This window comes from Siminovitchia jepli (genome assembly GCF_047228825.1).
GTDB lineage: Bacteria > Bacillota > Bacilli > Bacillales > Bacillaceae_C > Siminovitchia.
Genome location: NZ_JBFEGN010000001.1, coordinates 184,727 through 200,291 on the forward strand (window position 1 = coordinate 184,727; position 15,565 = coordinate 200,291).

The following is a 15,565-nucleotide window of genomic DNA, read 5'->3' on the forward strand; positions in this document are numbered from 1 at the left end:
GTTATGTAGAGGCATAAAAAATTAATCGGGCTGGTCATCCGGAAAATCGAACGTCAATGTGCCGAGTTTTTGTGTACGTACATCGATGACGACCGTTTCAGCCGTTTTGTCATAATCGATTTCCCCTCCTGACATGAAACATCCGCGAAGTTTTCCGATATGATCGAACAAATCAACCATTTCTTTCGGTACATCCTCCATTTGATACCTTTCCTGCAAACGTTCCGGATAACGGCTTTTCAGGAAGCCGAGAGCATAGACGGCGATATCTTGCATATTTAATAAGGAATCTTTAATGGCTCCCGTCAATGCGAGCTTGTATCCAATGTCCTTGTCTTCAAACTTCGGCCACAATATTCCCGGTGTATCGAGCAGTTCCAGTTCTTTGCCGACCTTGATCCATGCTTGTCCGCGCGTAACCCCCGGCGTATTGGCGGTTTTGGCGATATTGCGTTTTGCAAGCCGATTGATCAGCGTTGATTTCCCGACATTCGGTATGCCGATAATCATGGCCCGTATGGCTCTTGGTTTTAACCCTTTTCTTTCACGCCGTTCGCGCTGCTCCTTGAGGAGTTCCTCTGATGCTTTTATGATTTCTTTTAAGCCCTTCCCTTCCCGGGAGTTGATTGCAAGGGCTCTATGGCCCTTTTCGGTGTAATACTGTATCCATTGCTTTGTATATTCGGGATCTGCCATATCAGCCTTATTCAAAAGAACGAGGCGTTTTTTTTGCTGAATGATTTCATCAAGCATGGGGTTTGCGGATGAGGTGGGGATCCGGGCGTCAACAAGTTCAAACACAATGTCTACGACTTTCAATTTTTCTGTCACTTCCCGGCGAGCTTTTGCCATATGGCCGGGAAACCATTGAATTGCCATCAATGTTCCTCCATTCAATTACTTTACAATTCTAATATCGTTTAAAGGCCAATAGACAAATTTTGTATCGCCAATCACTTTTTCCAGCGGTATCGTTCCTATATGGCGGCTGTCCTTGCTTGAGCGGCGGTTGTCCCCCATCACAAACAGTTCACCTTCCGGAACGGTTTTTTGGCCGGTAATTTCCTCCAATGTAAAGTCCTCCGTTAAAGGTCCTTCGGGATTTTGTTTTTTATACGCTTCCAAATACGGTTCTTCATAGGCCTTTCCATTCACATAAAGCGTATCGTTTACATACTCAACGGTATCGCCCGGCAATCCGATAACGCGTTTTATATAATCCTTCTGCTCGGGTGCATGAAAGACGATGATATCGAAACGGTCCGGTTTGCTTAATTTGTTTACGATCATTCTGTCCCCGTTATGCAGTGTAGGCATCATCGAAAAACCATCGACCACAATCGGAGCAAAAAGGAAATAGCGGATAACAGCGGCCAGCCCTACGGCAATAAGCAGAGCTTTTGTCCACTCCCAAAGCTCATTTTTTTCTTTCGCCATTTTGTCACCATCCAATCGTTACTGGTAAGATTGCACAATTTTTTTCTTTCATATGTATACACCATTCTACATGAGTTTAAAACTCAAGGAAACTGCTGTTTTAGGATAAAGCGAAACTTCAATCAGCAAGGCTCCCATCCCCCCGCTGATAAGACGTGGAATAAAGGCCCAGAACGCTGCTTCCTGTTGGCAGGATAAGCAGCGGCTTCCTGTGCTCGCTTGCACTGGTACATCCCAAACGCCGCAGCGCCTTTGTGATCAGCCATCCTGTCGACCCGTTTACCGGCACTTGAGCTCCCGCCCAATCTCTTCGATTCACTGGGGTTAAGGTGGGAGTCTTGCTGCCAGTTAATCCGGGATAAACCGCAAAGTAAAAGGAGCTTGAATTCAAGCTCCTTTTCCAAGTTTCTCTTATGTCCTTCTTTGGACCAAGCACGCCTAGCGAATTTCTTTAATGCGGGCCGCTTTACCGCGCAATTTGCGCAAATAGTAAAGTTTCGCACGGCGAACCTTGCCGCGGCGCACGACATCAATTTTCGCGATCCGCGGGGTATGAACCGGGAATGTTCTTTCTACGCCAACACCGTAGGAAATTTTGCGGACCGTGAATGTCTCGCTGATTCCGGCACCCCGGCGGCGGATCACGACTCCTTCAAACACCTGGATCCGCTCACGTGTTCCTTCCACTACTTTTACATGAACCCGGACTGTATCCCCGGGGCGGAAAGCCGGCAGGTCAGTACGAAGCTGTTCTTTCGTAATTTCTTCTATCAATTTGTGCATCATATTCATCTCCTTCCAACCGATGCTCATGCAAACATGCAACCTTGCAGCGGAACACCGTAGTCCCGGCTGGAAACGATTTAACTCACTCCAGCCACAAAAGTAATATTATCATACACGGCCGGCATTTACAATTAGAATCAGGACAGATTTTCCTCTTCGAGCCATCTTTTTTGCTCTTCCGTTAACGGATAGTTTTCAAGAAGGTCGGGACGGCGAATTTTGGTTCTTTTCAAAGCCTGCGTTAGACGCCACTCTTCTATCTTTTTGTGATTCCCGGAAAGGAGTACGTCAGGCACTTTCATTCCCCGAAAATCGGCCGGCCTTGTATAATGAGGATGCTCCAGCAATCCGGTTGAATAAGAATCAAAAACAGGTGATGCTTCATTGCCGAGAACTCCCGGCAATAGGCGGACAACCGAATCAATCACGACCATGGCAGCCAGTTCTCCGCCTGTTAAAATGTAATCCCCAATGGAAATTTCGTCTGTCGCGATATTTCTGATCCGCTCATCATATCCTTCATAATGTCCGCAAATCAAAATAAGCTGCTCTTCTTTTGACAGCTGTTCTGCTTTCTTTTGGGTAAACGCCTCTCCCTGCGGGCATAAAAGCACCACGCGCGGCGATACATTTTCCTTTTTTACGTGTTCGACCGCATCAAAAATCGGCTGCGGCTTTAATACCATTCCCGCCCCGCCGCCATAAGGATAGTCATCAACCGTCCGGTGCTTGTCATCGGAGAAATCGCGGAAATTTGCCACATGGTACGTTACGGCATTTTTTTCGGCGGCTTTTTTTAAAATGGAGGAACCGAGAACCCCCGTAAACATTTCAGGAAACAAAGTCAAAACGTCAATCCTCACGATAATAACCCCTCCAGCGGATCAATGACAATTTCTTTTTGATAAACGGAAACTTTTAGGACTACCTCGGCAATATAGGGAATGAGCACATCTTTTCCGTTCTCCCTTTGTACGACCCAAACATCGTTGGCCCCGGGGGTCAAAATTTCTTTTACAACGCCCAGCTCTTCCCCATCAACAGTAACCACTTTGCATCCAATGATTTGGTGAAAATAATATTCCCCTTCCGGAAGTTCCGCCAATTCTGCTTCAGAAACTTTTAACATCCCATTTTTCCATTGTTCAACTTCATTCACGCTGTCATATCCTTCAAATGTAAGCAAATCAAATTGTTTATGTTTGCGATGCGTTTTGACTACAAGTGGAACAGGGGCTCCTTGTTTGAGGAAAAGATGCAGAGTATTGCCCGGGGCGTAGCGTTCTTCCGGAAAATCGGTTACAGAAATCACTCGGACTTCTCCGCGTATTCCATGGGTATTGACGATTTTTCCAACATTAAACCAACGGCCCATGACAGTCACCTCTCCCGAATTTCCGAAATGATCCCGTCTTTAATAATGACGGTTTTTCCTTTCATTATTTCTTCCCAATTATCGCCAATTTCAATATCAACAACTGCCTGAACATCTTGATCCTTCAGCTCGCTCCCGTACGGAAGCATTCCAAGCTGCTCAATCTGAAAGTCAATTAATTTTATTTTTTCCCTTCTCAATTCAATTTCCTTATCAAACTGGGCCTTTAGGCCGGCGGCTGAAAATTTTCTCGTTCTTTCCAATTTTTTCATTTCAAATAATAATTGATCACATTCTTTTTGAAGCTGCTGTTTTTGCTTGTTATATTTGGCGGAAAGCTTTTCACGGCTTTTTTCGGTTAAAATTTGTTTGACGGTGACAGTTTGGATAATTTTCACACGATCATCCTCCGTCTTTCATTATTTCGTTTACATCGTAAAAAAAGGGAGGTTTATGCCTCCCTATTCGTCGATTTCCATGTATACCTTCTTATGTTGTTTGGATCCTGCTGCGGCATACACGACCGTTCTGATCGCTTTGGCCACGCGGCCGTGCTTTCCAATCACTTTCCCGATATCCTTTTCGTGAACCGCAAGGTGATAAACGATTCGTTTGTCATCTTCGTTCACTCGCACATGAACATTGTCAGGATGATCAACAATCGGCTTTACGATCGACAAAATTAATTCCTGCATCGCTATCACGTTTATTTGTTATTCTTCGCGTTATGGTATTTCTCCATAATCCCTTGTTTAGAGAACAGGTTGCGAACGGTATCAGATGGTTTTGCCCCATTCTGCAGCCACTTTAATGCACTTTCTTCATGAATGGTAATTTGTGCGGGCTCGGCAACGGGGTTATATGTGCCAACCTCCTCGATAATGCGGCCATCACGCGGTGAACGCGAGTCGGCAACAACGATCCGATAAAAAGGAGTTTTCTTTGCTCCCATACGTTTCAAACGAATTTTAACTGCCATGCTTTAAAGCACCTCCGAATATTTTTACACAAGATAGTATCATATCAGTGTGTGTTTTGTTTGTAAAGTGTTTTTTCTTAACATGCTAATCAGCGCTTGCGCTTTTCTTATTACATAAACGGGAATTTGATGCCTTTTTTTCTCCCTTTTTGCTGCATGCCCGACATTTGCTTGATCATTTTTTTCATTTCCTCAAACTGTTTCAAAAGCCTGTTCACCTCTTGAACGGATCGCCCGCTCCCTTTGGCGATTCTTTTTCTTCTGCTCGCATTCAAGATTTCAGGGCGTTCTTTCTCGGCTTTTGTCATCGACCGGATGATGGCCTCCACATGTCCAATCTGTTTTTCGTCCAACTGCAGATTGTTGAGCCCTTTCATTTTGTTGGCGCCTGGCATCATTTTGATCAATTCATCGAGCGGTCCCATGTTCCGGACTTGACCAAGCTGTTCGAGAAAATCGTCAAATGTAAAGGTGGCTGTTCGGAATTTATGTTCCATTTCCTTCGCTTTTTCTTCATCGACAGATGCCTGGGCTTTCTCAATCAAGGTAAGTACATCACCCATGCCCAGGATCCTGGAAGCCATCCGCTCGGGGTGAAATGGTTCGAGTGCATCCATTTTTTCTCCCATCCCGACAAATTTAATCGGCTTTTGGGCAACGGATCGAATCGATAATGCAGCACCTCCGCGGGTATCCCCATCCAGCTTTGTTAAAATAACGCCTGTTATGTCAAGCTGTTCGTTAAAGCTTTGCGCCACATTGACAGCATCCTGTCCCGTCATGGCGTCCACGACAAGGAATATTTCATCCGGACTGGCCGCTTCCTTAATTTGCCTTAATTCCTCCATTAACTCTTCGTCAATGTGCAGTCTTCCGGCCGTATCGATCAAGACGTAATCACAATTTTCTTCCTTTGCCTGCTCGATTCCCTTGCGGACGATTTCCACGGGGCTCACTTGGTCGCCCAGCGAAAATACAGGTATATCAAGCTGCTTTCCGATCGTTTCGAGCTGTTTAATGGCTGCCGGCCTGTATATGTCGGCAGCGATAAGCAAAGGCTTTCGGTTGTAGCTTTTCCGCAGCAAATTGGCAAGCTTGCCAGTCGTTGTCGTTTTACCGGCCCCTTGCAGGCCGGACATCATGATCACGGTCGGCGGCCGTTTCGCAGTTGCAATCTTGCTCTGCTCACCGCCCATCAGATCGGCAAGCTCTTCTTTCACCACTTTAATGACCTGCTGTCCCGGAGTGAGGCTTTTCATCACTTCCTGGCCAACCGCTCTTTCGCTCACTTTTTGAATAAACTGCTTGACAACCCGAAAGTTGACGTCCGCCTCCAGCAAGGCAATACGGACTTCACGCATCATCTCTTTTACGTCAGCTTCCGTTACTTTTCCCTTGCCGCGGATTTTTTGAATTGTCGATTGCAGCCGGTCGGCCAATCCTTCAAATGCCATTATTGCCGCCCCCTAATCCAATTCCTCTAATTTATCCAGATATTTGGATATGTTAGCTTTCAAGTCTGGGAAGTCGCTAAACCGCTCCCTCATCATACGGATCAGTTGTTTTCGCTTTTGGAATTTTTCCAGCAGCAATAGCCTGCTTTCATATTCCTCCAGCAATGCTTCGGTCCGCTTCAAATTATCGTATACAGCCTGCCGGCTAACTCCATGGTTTTCGGCAATTTCTCCAAGTGAAAGATCATCCCGGTAGTAAAGGGACATATAATTGCGCTGCTTTGGAGTCAACAACGATTGATAAAAATCATACAAATTATTCATGCGCGTTGTCTTCTCAAGCATCATCCGAATCTCCACCTTGTTAAGTCAAAAGCCTTTACACACCATAAATCTTACACCATTCCCGTAGATGCGTCAAGCCGTCCGCTATTCTTGCGCTTTTTCAATTGCGTCAGAAAATAAGCCATAAATATATTTTTCAGGGTCAAACGGCTGCAAATCATCGATTTTTTCACCCAGCCCGACGAATTTCACCGGGATATTCAGTTCTTTGCGAATCGCCAAAACGATCCCTCCTTTGGCTGTCCCGTCCAGTTTGGACAAAACGATGCCGCTCACATCAGTGGCTTCTTTAAAAGTCTTTGCCTGGATAAGGGCATTTTGTCCCGTCGTTGCGTCGAGAACGAGCAATACTTCGTGCGGTGCCCCGGGGATTTCCCGTTCAATGACACGCTTGATCTTGCCGAGCTCTTTCATCAAATTTACTTTGTTCTGAAGGCGCCCGGCAGTATCACATAACAAAATATCCGCTTTTCTCGCCTTTGCGGCCTGCAGGGCATCATACATGACAGCAGCCGGATCCGATCCTGCTGCTTGTTTTATGACATCCACACCGACGCGCTCACCCCACGCTTCAAGTTGTTCTATAGCCCCGGCCCGAAATGTATCTCCGGCAGCAAGAAGGATTTTTTTCCCTTCTTCCCTAAATTGATGGGCCAATTTTCCAATGGTCGTCGTTTTTCCCACTCCGTTTACCCCGACGAACAAAATAACTGTCAGGCCATCCTCCTGGATGTTCAGGGAACTTAGGTTTTCTTCCCCGGACTCGTAAATCTCGATCAGCTTTTCTGATATAACGGGTTGAATGTCCGCAGGATCTTTCATGTTCCTTCTTTTTACTTCCGTTTTTAATTCATCGACAAGTTCCATGACCGTTTCAAATCCGACATCGGCCTGAATCAATATGTTTTCAAGCTCTTCAAAAAAGTCTTCGTCCACGGTCCGGTAACGGGCAACGAGGTCATTGATTTTGCTGGAAAATTGCTCACGCGTTTTGACAAGGCCGTCCTTAAATTTTACAGGGATGGAATCAGTTGACGTTGTCAATTTTTCCTTTAATTTTTTAAAAAAACTCATCATGCTTCACCTCCATGTTATTAGGCCAGCACTTTGGCCTCTTCCAATTTTACGGAGACAAGCTTGGACACGCCCGACTCCTGCATCGTTACGCCGTACAATACGTCTGCCCCGGCCATCGTTCCCTGTCTGTGTGTAATCACGATGAATTGGGTATTTTGGCTGAATTCTTTTAAATAATTGCTGAAACGATGGACGTTCGCTTCATCCAGCGCCGCTTCGACTTCGTCCAGGACACAAAATGGGACAGGCCTTACTTTCAAGATGGAAAATAATAGGGCGATGGCCGTCATCGATCGTTCTCCGCCCGATAAAAGGCTTAAATTTTGCAGTTTTTTCCCGGGCGGCTGGGCGACAATTTCGACCCCGGTGTTTAATAAATCATCTGGCGCTGTCAATTCCAGCTTCGCCCGTCCCCCGCCAAACAGGGAGCGAAAGACATCTTCAAACGATTGTTGGATGGAGGCAAATGTCTGGCCAAATCTTTTTACCATTTCTCCGTCCATTTCGTCCATAATTTGCTCGAGCGTACCCTTTGCTTTCAACAAGTCACGCTGCTGTTCTGTTAAAAATTCATACCGGCTGTTTACCCGTTCATATTCATCAATCGCCCCGATGTTAACGGAACCCATTTCCCGGATTTCACTCTTTAACCGTTCCAGCCTGCCCTTTGCTTCTTCAGGAGTTTCCTCGAGCGGATATTCCGCTTTTGCCTGCTCATAGGACAGCGCATATTCATTTTTTAAAATGTGGGCATAGTTTTCCAATTCCATTTCGAGCCGGTTTTTCTTTAATTCACTTTCTTTTGCCAGATTCATCATTTGCCGGTGTTTTCTTTTTATTTCCCGCATCTCTTTTTCTATGGATAAGATCGATTGCTGTATCGCGTTCCTTTCCTCACGCCTGTGGGCCGCCTCCCGGATGGTTTCTTCCTTTTTCCGCTGCATGACGTTGATTTGTTGGTCGTTATCAACGATGTTTTGCTCGAGTTTTTCACTTTCCTCCTGAAGGCTGGACAATCTTTTTTTTGCATCCTCCAGTTGATTTTTCAATTCTTTCAACGTTTGAATAAGCCTGGCGCGGTTTGTCTCTTCTGCAAGTTTCTGTTCATGTAAAGCCGCGTAACGGGTATTTAATTCGCTGATGTCCCCGGCAAGCAATTCTTTATTTTGGCGTTGTTCATTGCGCTTTTTTGTCAGCTCTTCAATCTTCTTGTCAAGCCTGGCAATGTTCCGTTGGCTGTTTTCCAATGCTGATGCGACTTGTTTCATTTGCTCTTGGATCGCGCTGCATTCGCCCGTCATTTCCTTTTTTTCCATCGCAAAAAGAGCCATATAATCTTGCGCATTTTTTTGGTTGATTTCAAGTTGGGAGATTTGTTTTTCCAGTTCCTGGCGTTCTTGCAGCCGCTTTTTCTTTATTTTGCCTGCTTCACCCAGCAGGCGATGGTGTTTTTCGAGCTGCTCCTTCAATCTGTCTGTTTCAAGCTTTTGATTTGAAATGGTTGTCTCAACAGCGCGAAGCTCTTTTTTATACCGGGCAATCTCATTTTTGCGCCCAACAAGAGAATTTCGTTTCTGTTTTGATTTTCCACCCGTCATGGAACCGCCGGGATTGATGACTTCCCCGTCAATGGTTACGATGCGAAAACGGTATTGAAGAAGTTTTGCCAATTGTGTTGCTCCTTGCAGATCCTTGGCTATGATGACATTTCCCAGCAAGTTTTCGATTGCGGGTTCGTATTTTTTGTCAAAACGGATGAGCTGCGAAGCAAGGCCGACAAAGGGGCTGTGTCGCTGAAGGAATAATATTTGCTCGGTTTGCAGCTTTTTCGGCTTGACAATATTAAGCGGTAAAAAGGTCGCCCGCCCCAATTTGTTTATCTTTAAAAATTCGATCGCTTTCCTGGCATCTTCCTCTGATTGGACAATGACGTGTTGAACGGCACTGCCAAGCGCAATTTCAATGGCGGTTTCGAGCTCTTTGGGAACATCAACCAATTCGGCAACGGCTCCTTCAATACCAGGCAAGACGGATTTTTTGGCTCTCAGCACTTCACGGACACCTTGAAAATAGCCGGCATAATCTTCGGCCAATGATTCAAGGCTTTCTTTTTGGGCTTTCAGTTTATCGGCTATTCTGTATGATTCCATCAGGATGGATTGCTGTTGATCCATTTTCATTTTCAGACCATCCATTTGTTCAACGAGATCTTTTTCTTGCTGTGTGATGTCTTCCAAGGCCTGAAGCAAGTGAGCGAGCTTTGCCTTTTTCCCTGAAAGGCTGGTTTTTATTTCTTGGTAACCTTCCGTATATTTGTCGTAATTTTCATTTGCCTTTTTAAGCTTTATTTCCTGCTGGCTTAGTTGGTTTTCCAAATATTGGAGCCTGTTTTTCTCAGACGCCCGCTCGTTTAAAATCTCGACGTAATCACTTTTTAACGAATCAATCGTTGCCTCTATTTGGTCATCAAAACAGTCCAGCTCTTCTTTCTTTTTTAGAAGTTCATCCTGGATATGCTTCATTTCCTGATCCTTTTTCTGGATGACTTTTTTCGTAGTCTCGAGTTCTTCCTTCAACGATTGCATTTTACTGCCCGCCTCTTGAATCGAAACTTGAAGCTGGCCGATCTGTTCGTTCGTATTTTTCTTTCTTTCCTGCAGAACCTGGCTCGTTCCCTCGAGTTTTTCAAGCTGTCCGGATACTTCAAGAAGAACATTTTGGAGCGAGCTGATTGCTTCGTCAAGGCCATCCTGGTTTTCCCGCTGGGCAGCAAGCGCTGCTTCCGCTTGTTGAACGGCATTTGCCGCTGACTTTTCACTTTCGGTGCGCTCTTCCCACTCGCTGTTGGCCAGCTCCCATTCTTGATAAAGAGTTTCAATTTGGCAAACCGTTAAAGCTATTTCACTCTTTTCTTTCAATCTCTTTTTATCGAGATACATTTGGGCCTTTTCAGCCTGTGCTTTTAATGTCTCCAATTGCCCATCCAATTCATGGAGAATGTCATTCACACGGTTTAAATTGTCCTCCGTTTCTGCCAGTTTTCCTTCCGCTTTCAATTTGCGCTGCTTATATTTCAGGACACCGGCTGCCTCCTCAAAAATGGTCCGCCTTTCTTCCGGTTTACTGTTTAAGATTTGATCCACTTTCCCCTGGCTGATAATGGAAAAGGCCTCTCTTCCAAGACCCGAATCGGTAAACAGATCGACAATGTCCCTCAGTCTGCACCGAGTGCCATTGATAAAAAATTCGCTTTCTCCCGTCCGGTATACGCATCTTTTCACGCTTACCTCATTATAATGAATGGGAAGCAGCCCCGATTCATTATCGAGGAGGATGGACACTTCCGCTATATTAAGCGGCTTTCTCGAGTCGCTCCCGGCAAAAATGACATCTTCCATCGTTCCTCCTCGCAAGCTCTTGGCGGATTGTTCACCAAGCACCCAGCGAAGAGCGTCCGTAATATTGCTCTTGCCGCTTCCATTCGGCCCGACAACCGCTGTTACTCCGGGTACAAAGTCAATCGATACCTTCTCGGCGAAAGATTTAAAACCGAATATGGTTAATTGTTTCAAGAACAATATTTTTCTTCCCTTCAATTTTGAGTTACAGCTCGTTCAGTTTCCCTAAAGCCATTTGAGCGGCATGCTGCTCCGCTTCCTTTTTGGAACGGCCAACGCCTTCTCCGAGCACTTGGCCATTGAGGACTACTTGCGCTTCAAACGACCGATTATGGGCAGGACCGTGTTCTTTCAATATTCTATATTCAATCGATCCGGAACCGTCTCTTTGGACGCATTCCTGGAGCTGGCTTTTAAAATCCATCACATGAGAAAAAGCACCTTTGTCCACCTTTGGAAAAACGATCTGTTCGAGAAAAGATTTCGTTGTTTCCATACCCCGATCAAGATATAAAGCTCCGATAAATGCTTCAAAAGCATCCGCGAGCAATGCGGGCCGCCTTCTTCCGCCAGTCAATTCTTCCCCTTTGCCAAGCAGTACAACTTCACCGAAATTCAATTCATTGGCAAAAACAACGAGTGACGGTTCACACACGATGGCGGCACGGAGCTTGGTCAGTTCGCCTTCGCTCATCATCGGATATTTTTCATAAAGGTAATGGGAAACAGTCAGTTCCAGTACCGCATCCCCCAAAAACTCGAGGCGCTCATTATCTTCATGGGGCTTTTTACGATGCTCATTCACATAGGATGAATGTGTAAAAGCTTTGATCAGAAGCGCTTCATCGGAAAATTGAATCCCGATCTTTTCCTGAAGCTGCCTGAATTTGGCATGTTTCAATTCCGCCGCTTGTTGTCCTTTTCTTGGTTTGCGCATCATTTCATCCACCTTATCGGAATTTATCAGTAGAAAAAGCCCCGTCGGCAATCAACGGGACATTCTTTCCAACGATTAACTATTGCTTTTTATGTAATTGACCGCATCACCGACTGTTGAGATTTTTTCTGCATCCTCATCGGAAATTTCCATATCAAACTCATCTTCAAGTTCCATGACCAGTTCAACTACATCAAGGGAATCCGCTCCAAGATCATCTCTGAACGAAGCTTCAAGCGTCACTTTGGACTCTTCTACCCCAAGACGGTCAACGATGATTTTCGTCACTCGTTCTACAACATCTGCCATCCGATTCACCTCCCCTCAAGTCATTATAATGGATATCAATGAAAAATAAAGCGAAACTTCAATCAGCAGGGATTCTTTTTCACTGCCCACTGATTGTTCCCACCTGATCTTTTCGATTTGCCATACGTTTGAGGTGGGAGTTCACTGCCACTGAGGCGCATTACATCGCCATCCCGCCATCTACACGAATCGTTTGCCCTGTTATGTATTCGGCGTCATCGGAAGCCAAAAACAGAGCCGTTTTCGCTATATGCTTCGCTTCACCGAATTTGGCAAGCGGTATTTGTTTTAACATTGCTTCTTTCATATCCTCGGGCAATTCGTCTGTCATATCCGTTGTGATGAATCCCGGGGCAATGGCATTGACGGTAATGTTGCGCGAGGCAAGCTCTCTTGCCGCAGATTTGGTGAGTCCGATGACTCCGGCTTTTGCCGCAACGTAATTCGCCTGACCGGGGTTTCCAATTACGCCGACGACGGAAGCAATATTAATAATTCTTCCTGATCTTTGCTTCATCATTTGCCTTGTGACAGCTTTCGTGCAAAGGAATACTCCTTTTAAGTTTATATCGATGACATCATCCCATTCATCTTCTTTCATTCTCATAAGCAGGTTATCCCTCGTAATGCCGGCATTGTTCACAAGAATATCAATGCGCCCAAAACGAGCGATGGCATCTTTCACCATAAGTTGTACAGCATCGGCGTTTGATACGTTGCATTGATAAGCAACAGCTTCCCGGCCCATGTCGGTGATCTGGCGCGCGACTTCTTCCGCTTTTTCTTTACTGCCGGAATAATTGACGACGACATTGGCTCCCTCTTTGGCGAGCACCAGTGCTATTTCCCGGCCTATTCCCCTCGAGGCTCCTGTCACGATTGCCGTTTTTCCTTCCAAACGCACATCACTTCCCCCTTAAGGCTGCTACAGCAGCGTGTAAACTCTCCGGATCTTGGACCGGCAATGTCTTGACGTTTCGGTCCACTTTTCTGATGAGTCCGGATAAAACTTTTCCCGGCCCGATTTCCACGAAAGTTCCCACACCAAGTGTGATGAGCTTTTCAACGGTATCTTCCCAAAGGACCGGCGAATATAATTGTTCAATCAACTTTTCCCGGATCGTGGCGGAATCGGCCGCAGGAGCTGCCGTTACATTGACAACGACCGGGATTTCAGCATCTTTTACTTGAATGCCATCCAATACGGTTTTAAACTTTTCGGCGGCGGGCTTCATAAGGACAGAATGAAAGGGGCCGCTCACCTGCAATGGAAGGACACGTTTGGCTCCGGCTTCTTTAGCCATATCGGCGGCCTTGTGCACGCCGGCAACGGTGCCGGAAATCACGATCTGACCCGGACAATTCATGTTGGCCAATTGAACGGAATCTCCTGCCTCTGTCACTTTTTGACAAATAACATGAAGGGCATTCCGGTCCATTCCCAATATGGCCGCCATTGTCCCTTCCCCGCTTGGAACAGCTTCTTCCATATATTCCCCCCGCTTCCTGACTGCATATACCGCATCCTGAAAATCGAGCGAGCCGCTTGCCACCAATGCAGAGTATTCTCCTAAACTGTGGCCGGCCGTATAATCCGGGCGGATTCCGGCTTCTTCCAGCCCTTTCAGCAAAGCGATGCTCGTTGTCAAAAGGGCCGGCTGGGCGTTAGTTGTAAGCGTCAGCGTTTCCTGCGGTCCCTCAAAAATAACCTGAGACAGGGAAAATCCCAATGTTTCATCCGCCTTTTCAAATATCCGCTTTGCCCGTTCATTTTGCATGGCCATTGCCTGGCCCATGCCTACGGTTTGAGAGCCCTGGCCCGGAAAAACGAAGGCAATTTTCTCCATTTGCTTCACTCCCTTTATGTTAACCATTTTGTTCGGTAATATTGGCTTTAATGGTTCCGGTCACATCATTTCGGATGATGTCAAGCGCTTGGCGAATGGCATGGTAGATGGCATTCGCATTGGAAGAGCCGTGAGCCTTGATGACCGGTGACTCCAATCCGAAAAGACAGGCGCCGCCATACTCCGTATAATCCATTTGCTCTTTCAGTTCGAGAAGATCCCCCTTGATCATCCCGGCCGCCAATTTATTTTTCAGGCTTTTGGTCATCGCCGTTTTCAGCATGGAAAAGAGCGATGCGGCTGTACCTTCAATCGCTTTTAAAACCACATTTCCCGTAAATCCATCCGTTACAACGACATCCGCATGGCCTTCAAGCAATTCCCGGGCCTCGATGTTTCCGGTGAAATTCATGTTGGCATTTTTCAGTAAGCCGTACGTTTTTTTGGTCAGTTCGTTTCCTTTATTCTGTTCAGCGCCAATATTCAATAATGCCACTCTCGGGTTTTCTATCTTTCTGACATTTTCCGCGTATATTTTTCCCATGCAGGCATATTGAAGCAAATGCTCGGGCTTGGCATCCGCGTTGGCCCCCAAATCAAGCATGACAAACCCTTTTCCGTCAATCGTCGGAAGTGTCGGGGCCAGAGCGGGCCTTTCCACTCCTTTTATTCTGCCGACGATAAATAATCCCGAAGCCATTAAAGCCCCGGTATTGCCGGCAGATATGCATGCATCAGCCTGTCCATCGGCTACAGCCCGGGCCATTTTCACCATGGAAGCGTCTTTTTTGCGGCGCACTGCCTTGACCGGTTCATCTTCTGCGCCGATTACTTCCGTTGCATGGACAATTTCAATCCGTTCTTGCTTGTTTAAATGTTTCATAATTTCTTTTTCGTTGCCAAATAAAACAAACGCTGCATCAGTAAAATCCCGGGCTGCTTTTTCCACGCCTCGGACAATTTCCCTTGGTGCATGATCGCCGCCCATCGCATCGATTGCAATTTTCATCTTCAGTCTCCCTTTTTCAATGGCTGGAACGATACATTTCAAAAATTCCTCTAAAGCATATTTCGCCGGCTGCGAAACTTTCAACCTCAACAAATGTTCTTTTATCACCTTTTGCACGCTCGCGGACTTTCGCTTTGGCGACAACTCTTTCGCCTGCTTTAACCGGCCTTGTAAAATGAATGTCTGCTTTGACCGTCAGGGCAACCTCATCATCAATGACTGCAACAGCCAATGAATTCGCCTGCGCAAACAGATGGTGTCCGCGCACTATGGAGTTTCTTGTAAACGTATGCTCACTTTTTACATCAAAAATGGATATCGCACTTTTGTCAAGCTGGATATCTATGATATCACCGATCACATCATCGACCGGCAATGATTTTACTTCATTGTCGACATGTTGTTCTGCCACATGCTTAATGCGTTCACGCAACTCCGGAATGCCGAGTTCCATCCGGTCAAGCCTGATGGTTTGCACACTGACCGAAAACTGTTCAGCCAATTCTTCATCCGTGACGAACGGGTTCGCGCCAATCGTTTGAACGAGAAGCTGCTGGCGGTCTTTTTTCACTGGCTTCATGCATGCATCACACCATTCTCGTTATTAAGACT

19 protein-coding genes are annotated in these 15,565 nt (G+C 46.0%); all 19 read right to left on the reverse strand.

What is annotated here, in order from left to right; genetic code table 11:
• Nucleotides 1-21 precede the first annotated feature (21 nt).
• Nucleotides 22-879 carry a ribosome biogenesis GTPase YlqF gene (gene ylqF, locus AB1L08_RS00940; protein ID WP_413062788.1) on the reverse strand — a complete coding sequence of 286 codons (858 nt, stop codon included), beginning with the start codon at nucleotides 877-879 and terminating at the stop codon, nucleotides 22-24.
• Between the two features lie 18 nt (nucleotides 880-897).
• A complete protein-coding gene (lepB, locus tag AB1L08_RS00945; protein WP_413062789.1) occupies nucleotides 898-1,437 on the reverse strand; it encodes a signal peptidase I in 540 nt (179 codons plus the stop codon).
• Between the two features lie 118 nt (nucleotides 1,438-1,555).
• Complete coding sequence (locus AB1L08_RS00950; RefSeq protein WP_413062790.1) at nucleotides 1,556-1,828, reverse strand: hypothetical protein; 273 nt, start codon at nucleotides 1,826-1,828, stop codon at nucleotides 1,556-1,558.
• Between the two features lie 47 nt (nucleotides 1,829-1,875).
• Nucleotides 1,876-2,220, reverse strand: a complete 345-nt coding sequence (gene rplS / locus AB1L08_RS00955; protein ID WP_413062791.1) for a 50S ribosomal protein L19 — start codon at nucleotides 2,218-2,220, stop codon at nucleotides 1,876-1,878.
• A gap of 140 nt (nucleotides 2,221-2,360) precedes the next feature.
• Nucleotides 2,361-3,086, reverse strand: coding sequence for a tRNA (guanosine(37)-N1)-methyltransferase TrmD (trmD, locus tag AB1L08_RS00960; protein WP_413062792.1), 726 nt, complete (start codon nucleotides 3,084-3,086; stop codon nucleotides 2,361-2,363).
• The gene (rimM, locus tag AB1L08_RS00965) at nucleotides 3,083-3,598 is read right to left on the reverse strand and encodes a ribosome maturation factor RimM (RefSeq protein ID WP_413062793.1); all 516 of its coding nucleotides are present in this window, start codon (nucleotides 3,596-3,598) and stop codon (nucleotides 3,083-3,085) included. The genes trmD and rimM overlap by 4 nt, the downstream gene beginning before the upstream one ends.
• 5 nt (nucleotides 3,599-3,603) lie before the next feature.
• Complete coding sequence (locus AB1L08_RS00970; protein WP_413062794.1) at nucleotides 3,604-3,996, reverse strand: YlqD family protein; 393 nt, start codon at nucleotides 3,994-3,996, stop codon at nucleotides 3,604-3,606.
• Between the two features lie 63 nt (nucleotides 3,997-4,059).
• Nucleotides 4,060-4,293, reverse strand: a complete 234-nt coding sequence (locus AB1L08_RS00975; RefSeq protein WP_413062795.1) for a KH domain-containing protein — start codon at nucleotides 4,291-4,293, stop codon at nucleotides 4,060-4,062.
• Nucleotides 4,294-4,304: 11 nt separating this feature from the next.
• The gene (rpsP, locus tag AB1L08_RS00980; protein ID WP_413062796.1) at nucleotides 4,305-4,577 is read right to left on the reverse strand and encodes a 30S ribosomal protein S16; all 273 of its coding nucleotides are present in this window, start codon (nucleotides 4,575-4,577) and stop codon (nucleotides 4,305-4,307) included.
• 110 nt (nucleotides 4,578-4,687) lie between these two features.
• The gene (ffh, locus tag AB1L08_RS00985) at nucleotides 4,688-6,031 is read right to left on the reverse strand and encodes a signal recognition particle protein (protein ID WP_413062797.1); all 1,344 of its coding nucleotides are present in this window, start codon (nucleotides 6,029-6,031) and stop codon (nucleotides 4,688-4,690) included.
• Nucleotides 6,032-6,043: 12 nt separating this feature from the next.
• Nucleotides 6,044-6,376: a putative DNA-binding protein gene (locus AB1L08_RS00990; protein WP_413062873.1), complete on the reverse strand. Its 333-nt coding sequence runs from the start codon at nucleotides 6,374-6,376 to the stop codon at nucleotides 6,044-6,046.
• Nucleotides 6,377-6,460: 84 nt separating this feature from the next.
• A complete protein-coding gene (ftsY, locus tag AB1L08_RS00995; protein WP_413062798.1) occupies nucleotides 6,461-7,450 on the reverse strand; it encodes a signal recognition particle-docking protein FtsY in 990 nt (329 codons plus the stop codon).
• Between the two features lie 20 nt (nucleotides 7,451-7,470).
• Nucleotides 7,471-11,031 carry a chromosome segregation protein SMC gene (gene smc / locus AB1L08_RS01000; RefSeq protein ID WP_413062799.1) on the reverse strand — a complete coding sequence of 1,187 codons (3,561 nt, stop codon included), beginning with the start codon at nucleotides 11,029-11,031 and terminating at the stop codon, nucleotides 7,471-7,473.
• Between the two features lie 25 nt (nucleotides 11,032-11,056).
• Nucleotides 11,057-11,788 (reverse strand): ribonuclease III, encoded by a 732-nt coding sequence (rnc, locus tag AB1L08_RS01005; RefSeq protein ID WP_413062800.1) that lies wholly within the window; start codon nucleotides 11,786-11,788, stop codon nucleotides 11,057-11,059.
• Nucleotides 11,789-11,863: 75 nt separating this feature from the next.
• Nucleotides 11,864-12,097: an acyl carrier protein gene (locus AB1L08_RS01010; RefSeq protein ID WP_413062801.1), complete on the reverse strand. Its 234-nt coding sequence runs from the start codon at nucleotides 12,095-12,097 to the stop codon at nucleotides 11,864-11,866.
• A 160-nt stretch (nucleotides 12,098-12,257) separates the two neighbouring features.
• A complete protein-coding gene (gene fabG / locus AB1L08_RS01015) occupies nucleotides 12,258-13,001 on the reverse strand; it encodes a 3-oxoacyl-[acyl-carrier-protein] reductase (RefSeq protein ID WP_413062802.1) in 744 nt (247 codons plus the stop codon).
• Nucleotide 13,002: 1 nt separating this feature from the next.
• Nucleotides 13,003-13,944 (reverse strand): ACP S-malonyltransferase, encoded by a 942-nt coding sequence (gene fabD / locus AB1L08_RS01020; RefSeq protein ID WP_413062803.1) that lies wholly within the window; start codon nucleotides 13,942-13,944, stop codon nucleotides 13,003-13,005.
• 19 nt (nucleotides 13,945-13,963) lie between these two features.
• Nucleotides 13,964-14,953 carry a phosphate acyltransferase PlsX gene (plsX, locus tag AB1L08_RS01025; RefSeq protein ID WP_413062804.1) on the reverse strand — a complete coding sequence of 330 codons (990 nt, stop codon included), beginning with the start codon at nucleotides 14,951-14,953 and terminating at the stop codon, nucleotides 13,964-13,966.
• A 16-nt stretch (nucleotides 14,954-14,969) separates the two neighbouring features.
• Entirely contained in the window at nucleotides 14,970-15,533 is a 564-nt protein-coding gene (gene fapR, locus AB1L08_RS01030) for a transcription factor FapR (protein ID WP_413062805.1), read from the reverse strand.
• Nucleotides 15,534-15,565: the final 32 nt, after the last annotated feature.

Coding starts and splice junctions, on each gene's coding strand:
- fapR (WP_413062805.1), bottom strand. CDS start 15,533: ATGAAGCCAGTGAAAAAAGACCGCCAGCAGCTTCTCGTTCAAACGATT.
- AB1L08_RS00975 (WP_413062795.1), bottom strand. CDS start 4,293: ATGCAGGAATTAATTTTGTCGATCGTAAAGCCGATTGTTGATCATCCT.
- lepB (WP_413062789.1), bottom strand. CDS start 1,437: ATGGCGAAAGAAAAAAATGAGCTTTGGGAGTGGACAAAAGCTCTGCTT.
- rpsP (WP_413062796.1), bottom strand. CDS start 4,577: ATGGCAGTTAAAATTCGTTTGAAACGTATGGGAGCAAAGAAAACTCCT.
- ffh (WP_413062797.1), bottom strand. CDS start 6,031: ATGGCATTTGAAGGATTGGCCGACCGGCTGCAATCGACAATTCAAAAA.
- fabD (WP_413062803.1), bottom strand. CDS start 13,944: ATGGAGAAAATTGCCTTCGTTTTTCCGGGCCAGGGCTCTCAAACCGTA.
- ylqF (WP_413062788.1), bottom strand. CDS start 879: ATGGCAATTCAATGGTTTCCCGGCCATATGGCAAAAGCTCGCCGGGAA.
- AB1L08_RS01010 (WP_413062801.1), bottom strand. CDS start 12,097: ATGGCAGATGTTGTAGAACGAGTGACGAAAATCATCGTTGACCGTCTT.
- plsX (WP_413062804.1), bottom strand. CDS start 14,953: ATGAAAATTGCAATCGATGCGATGGGCGGCGATCATGCACCAAGGGAA.
- rimM (WP_413062793.1), bottom strand. CDS start 3,598: ATGGGCCGTTGGTTTAATGTTGGAAAAATCGTCAATACCCATGGAATA.
- rplS (WP_413062791.1), bottom strand. CDS start 2,220: ATGCACAAATTGATAGAAGAAATTACGAAAGAACAGCTTCGTACTGAC.
- rnc (WP_413062800.1), bottom strand. CDS start 11,788: ATGCGCAAACCAAGAAAAGGACAACAAGCGGCGGAATTGAAACATGCC.
- AB1L08_RS00990 (WP_413062873.1), bottom strand. CDS start 6,376: ATGCTTGAGAAGACAACGCGCATGAATAATTTGTATGATTTTTATCAA.
- ftsY (WP_413062798.1), bottom strand. CDS start 7,450: ATGAGTTTTTTTAAAAAATTAAAGGAAAAATTGACAACGTCAACTGAT.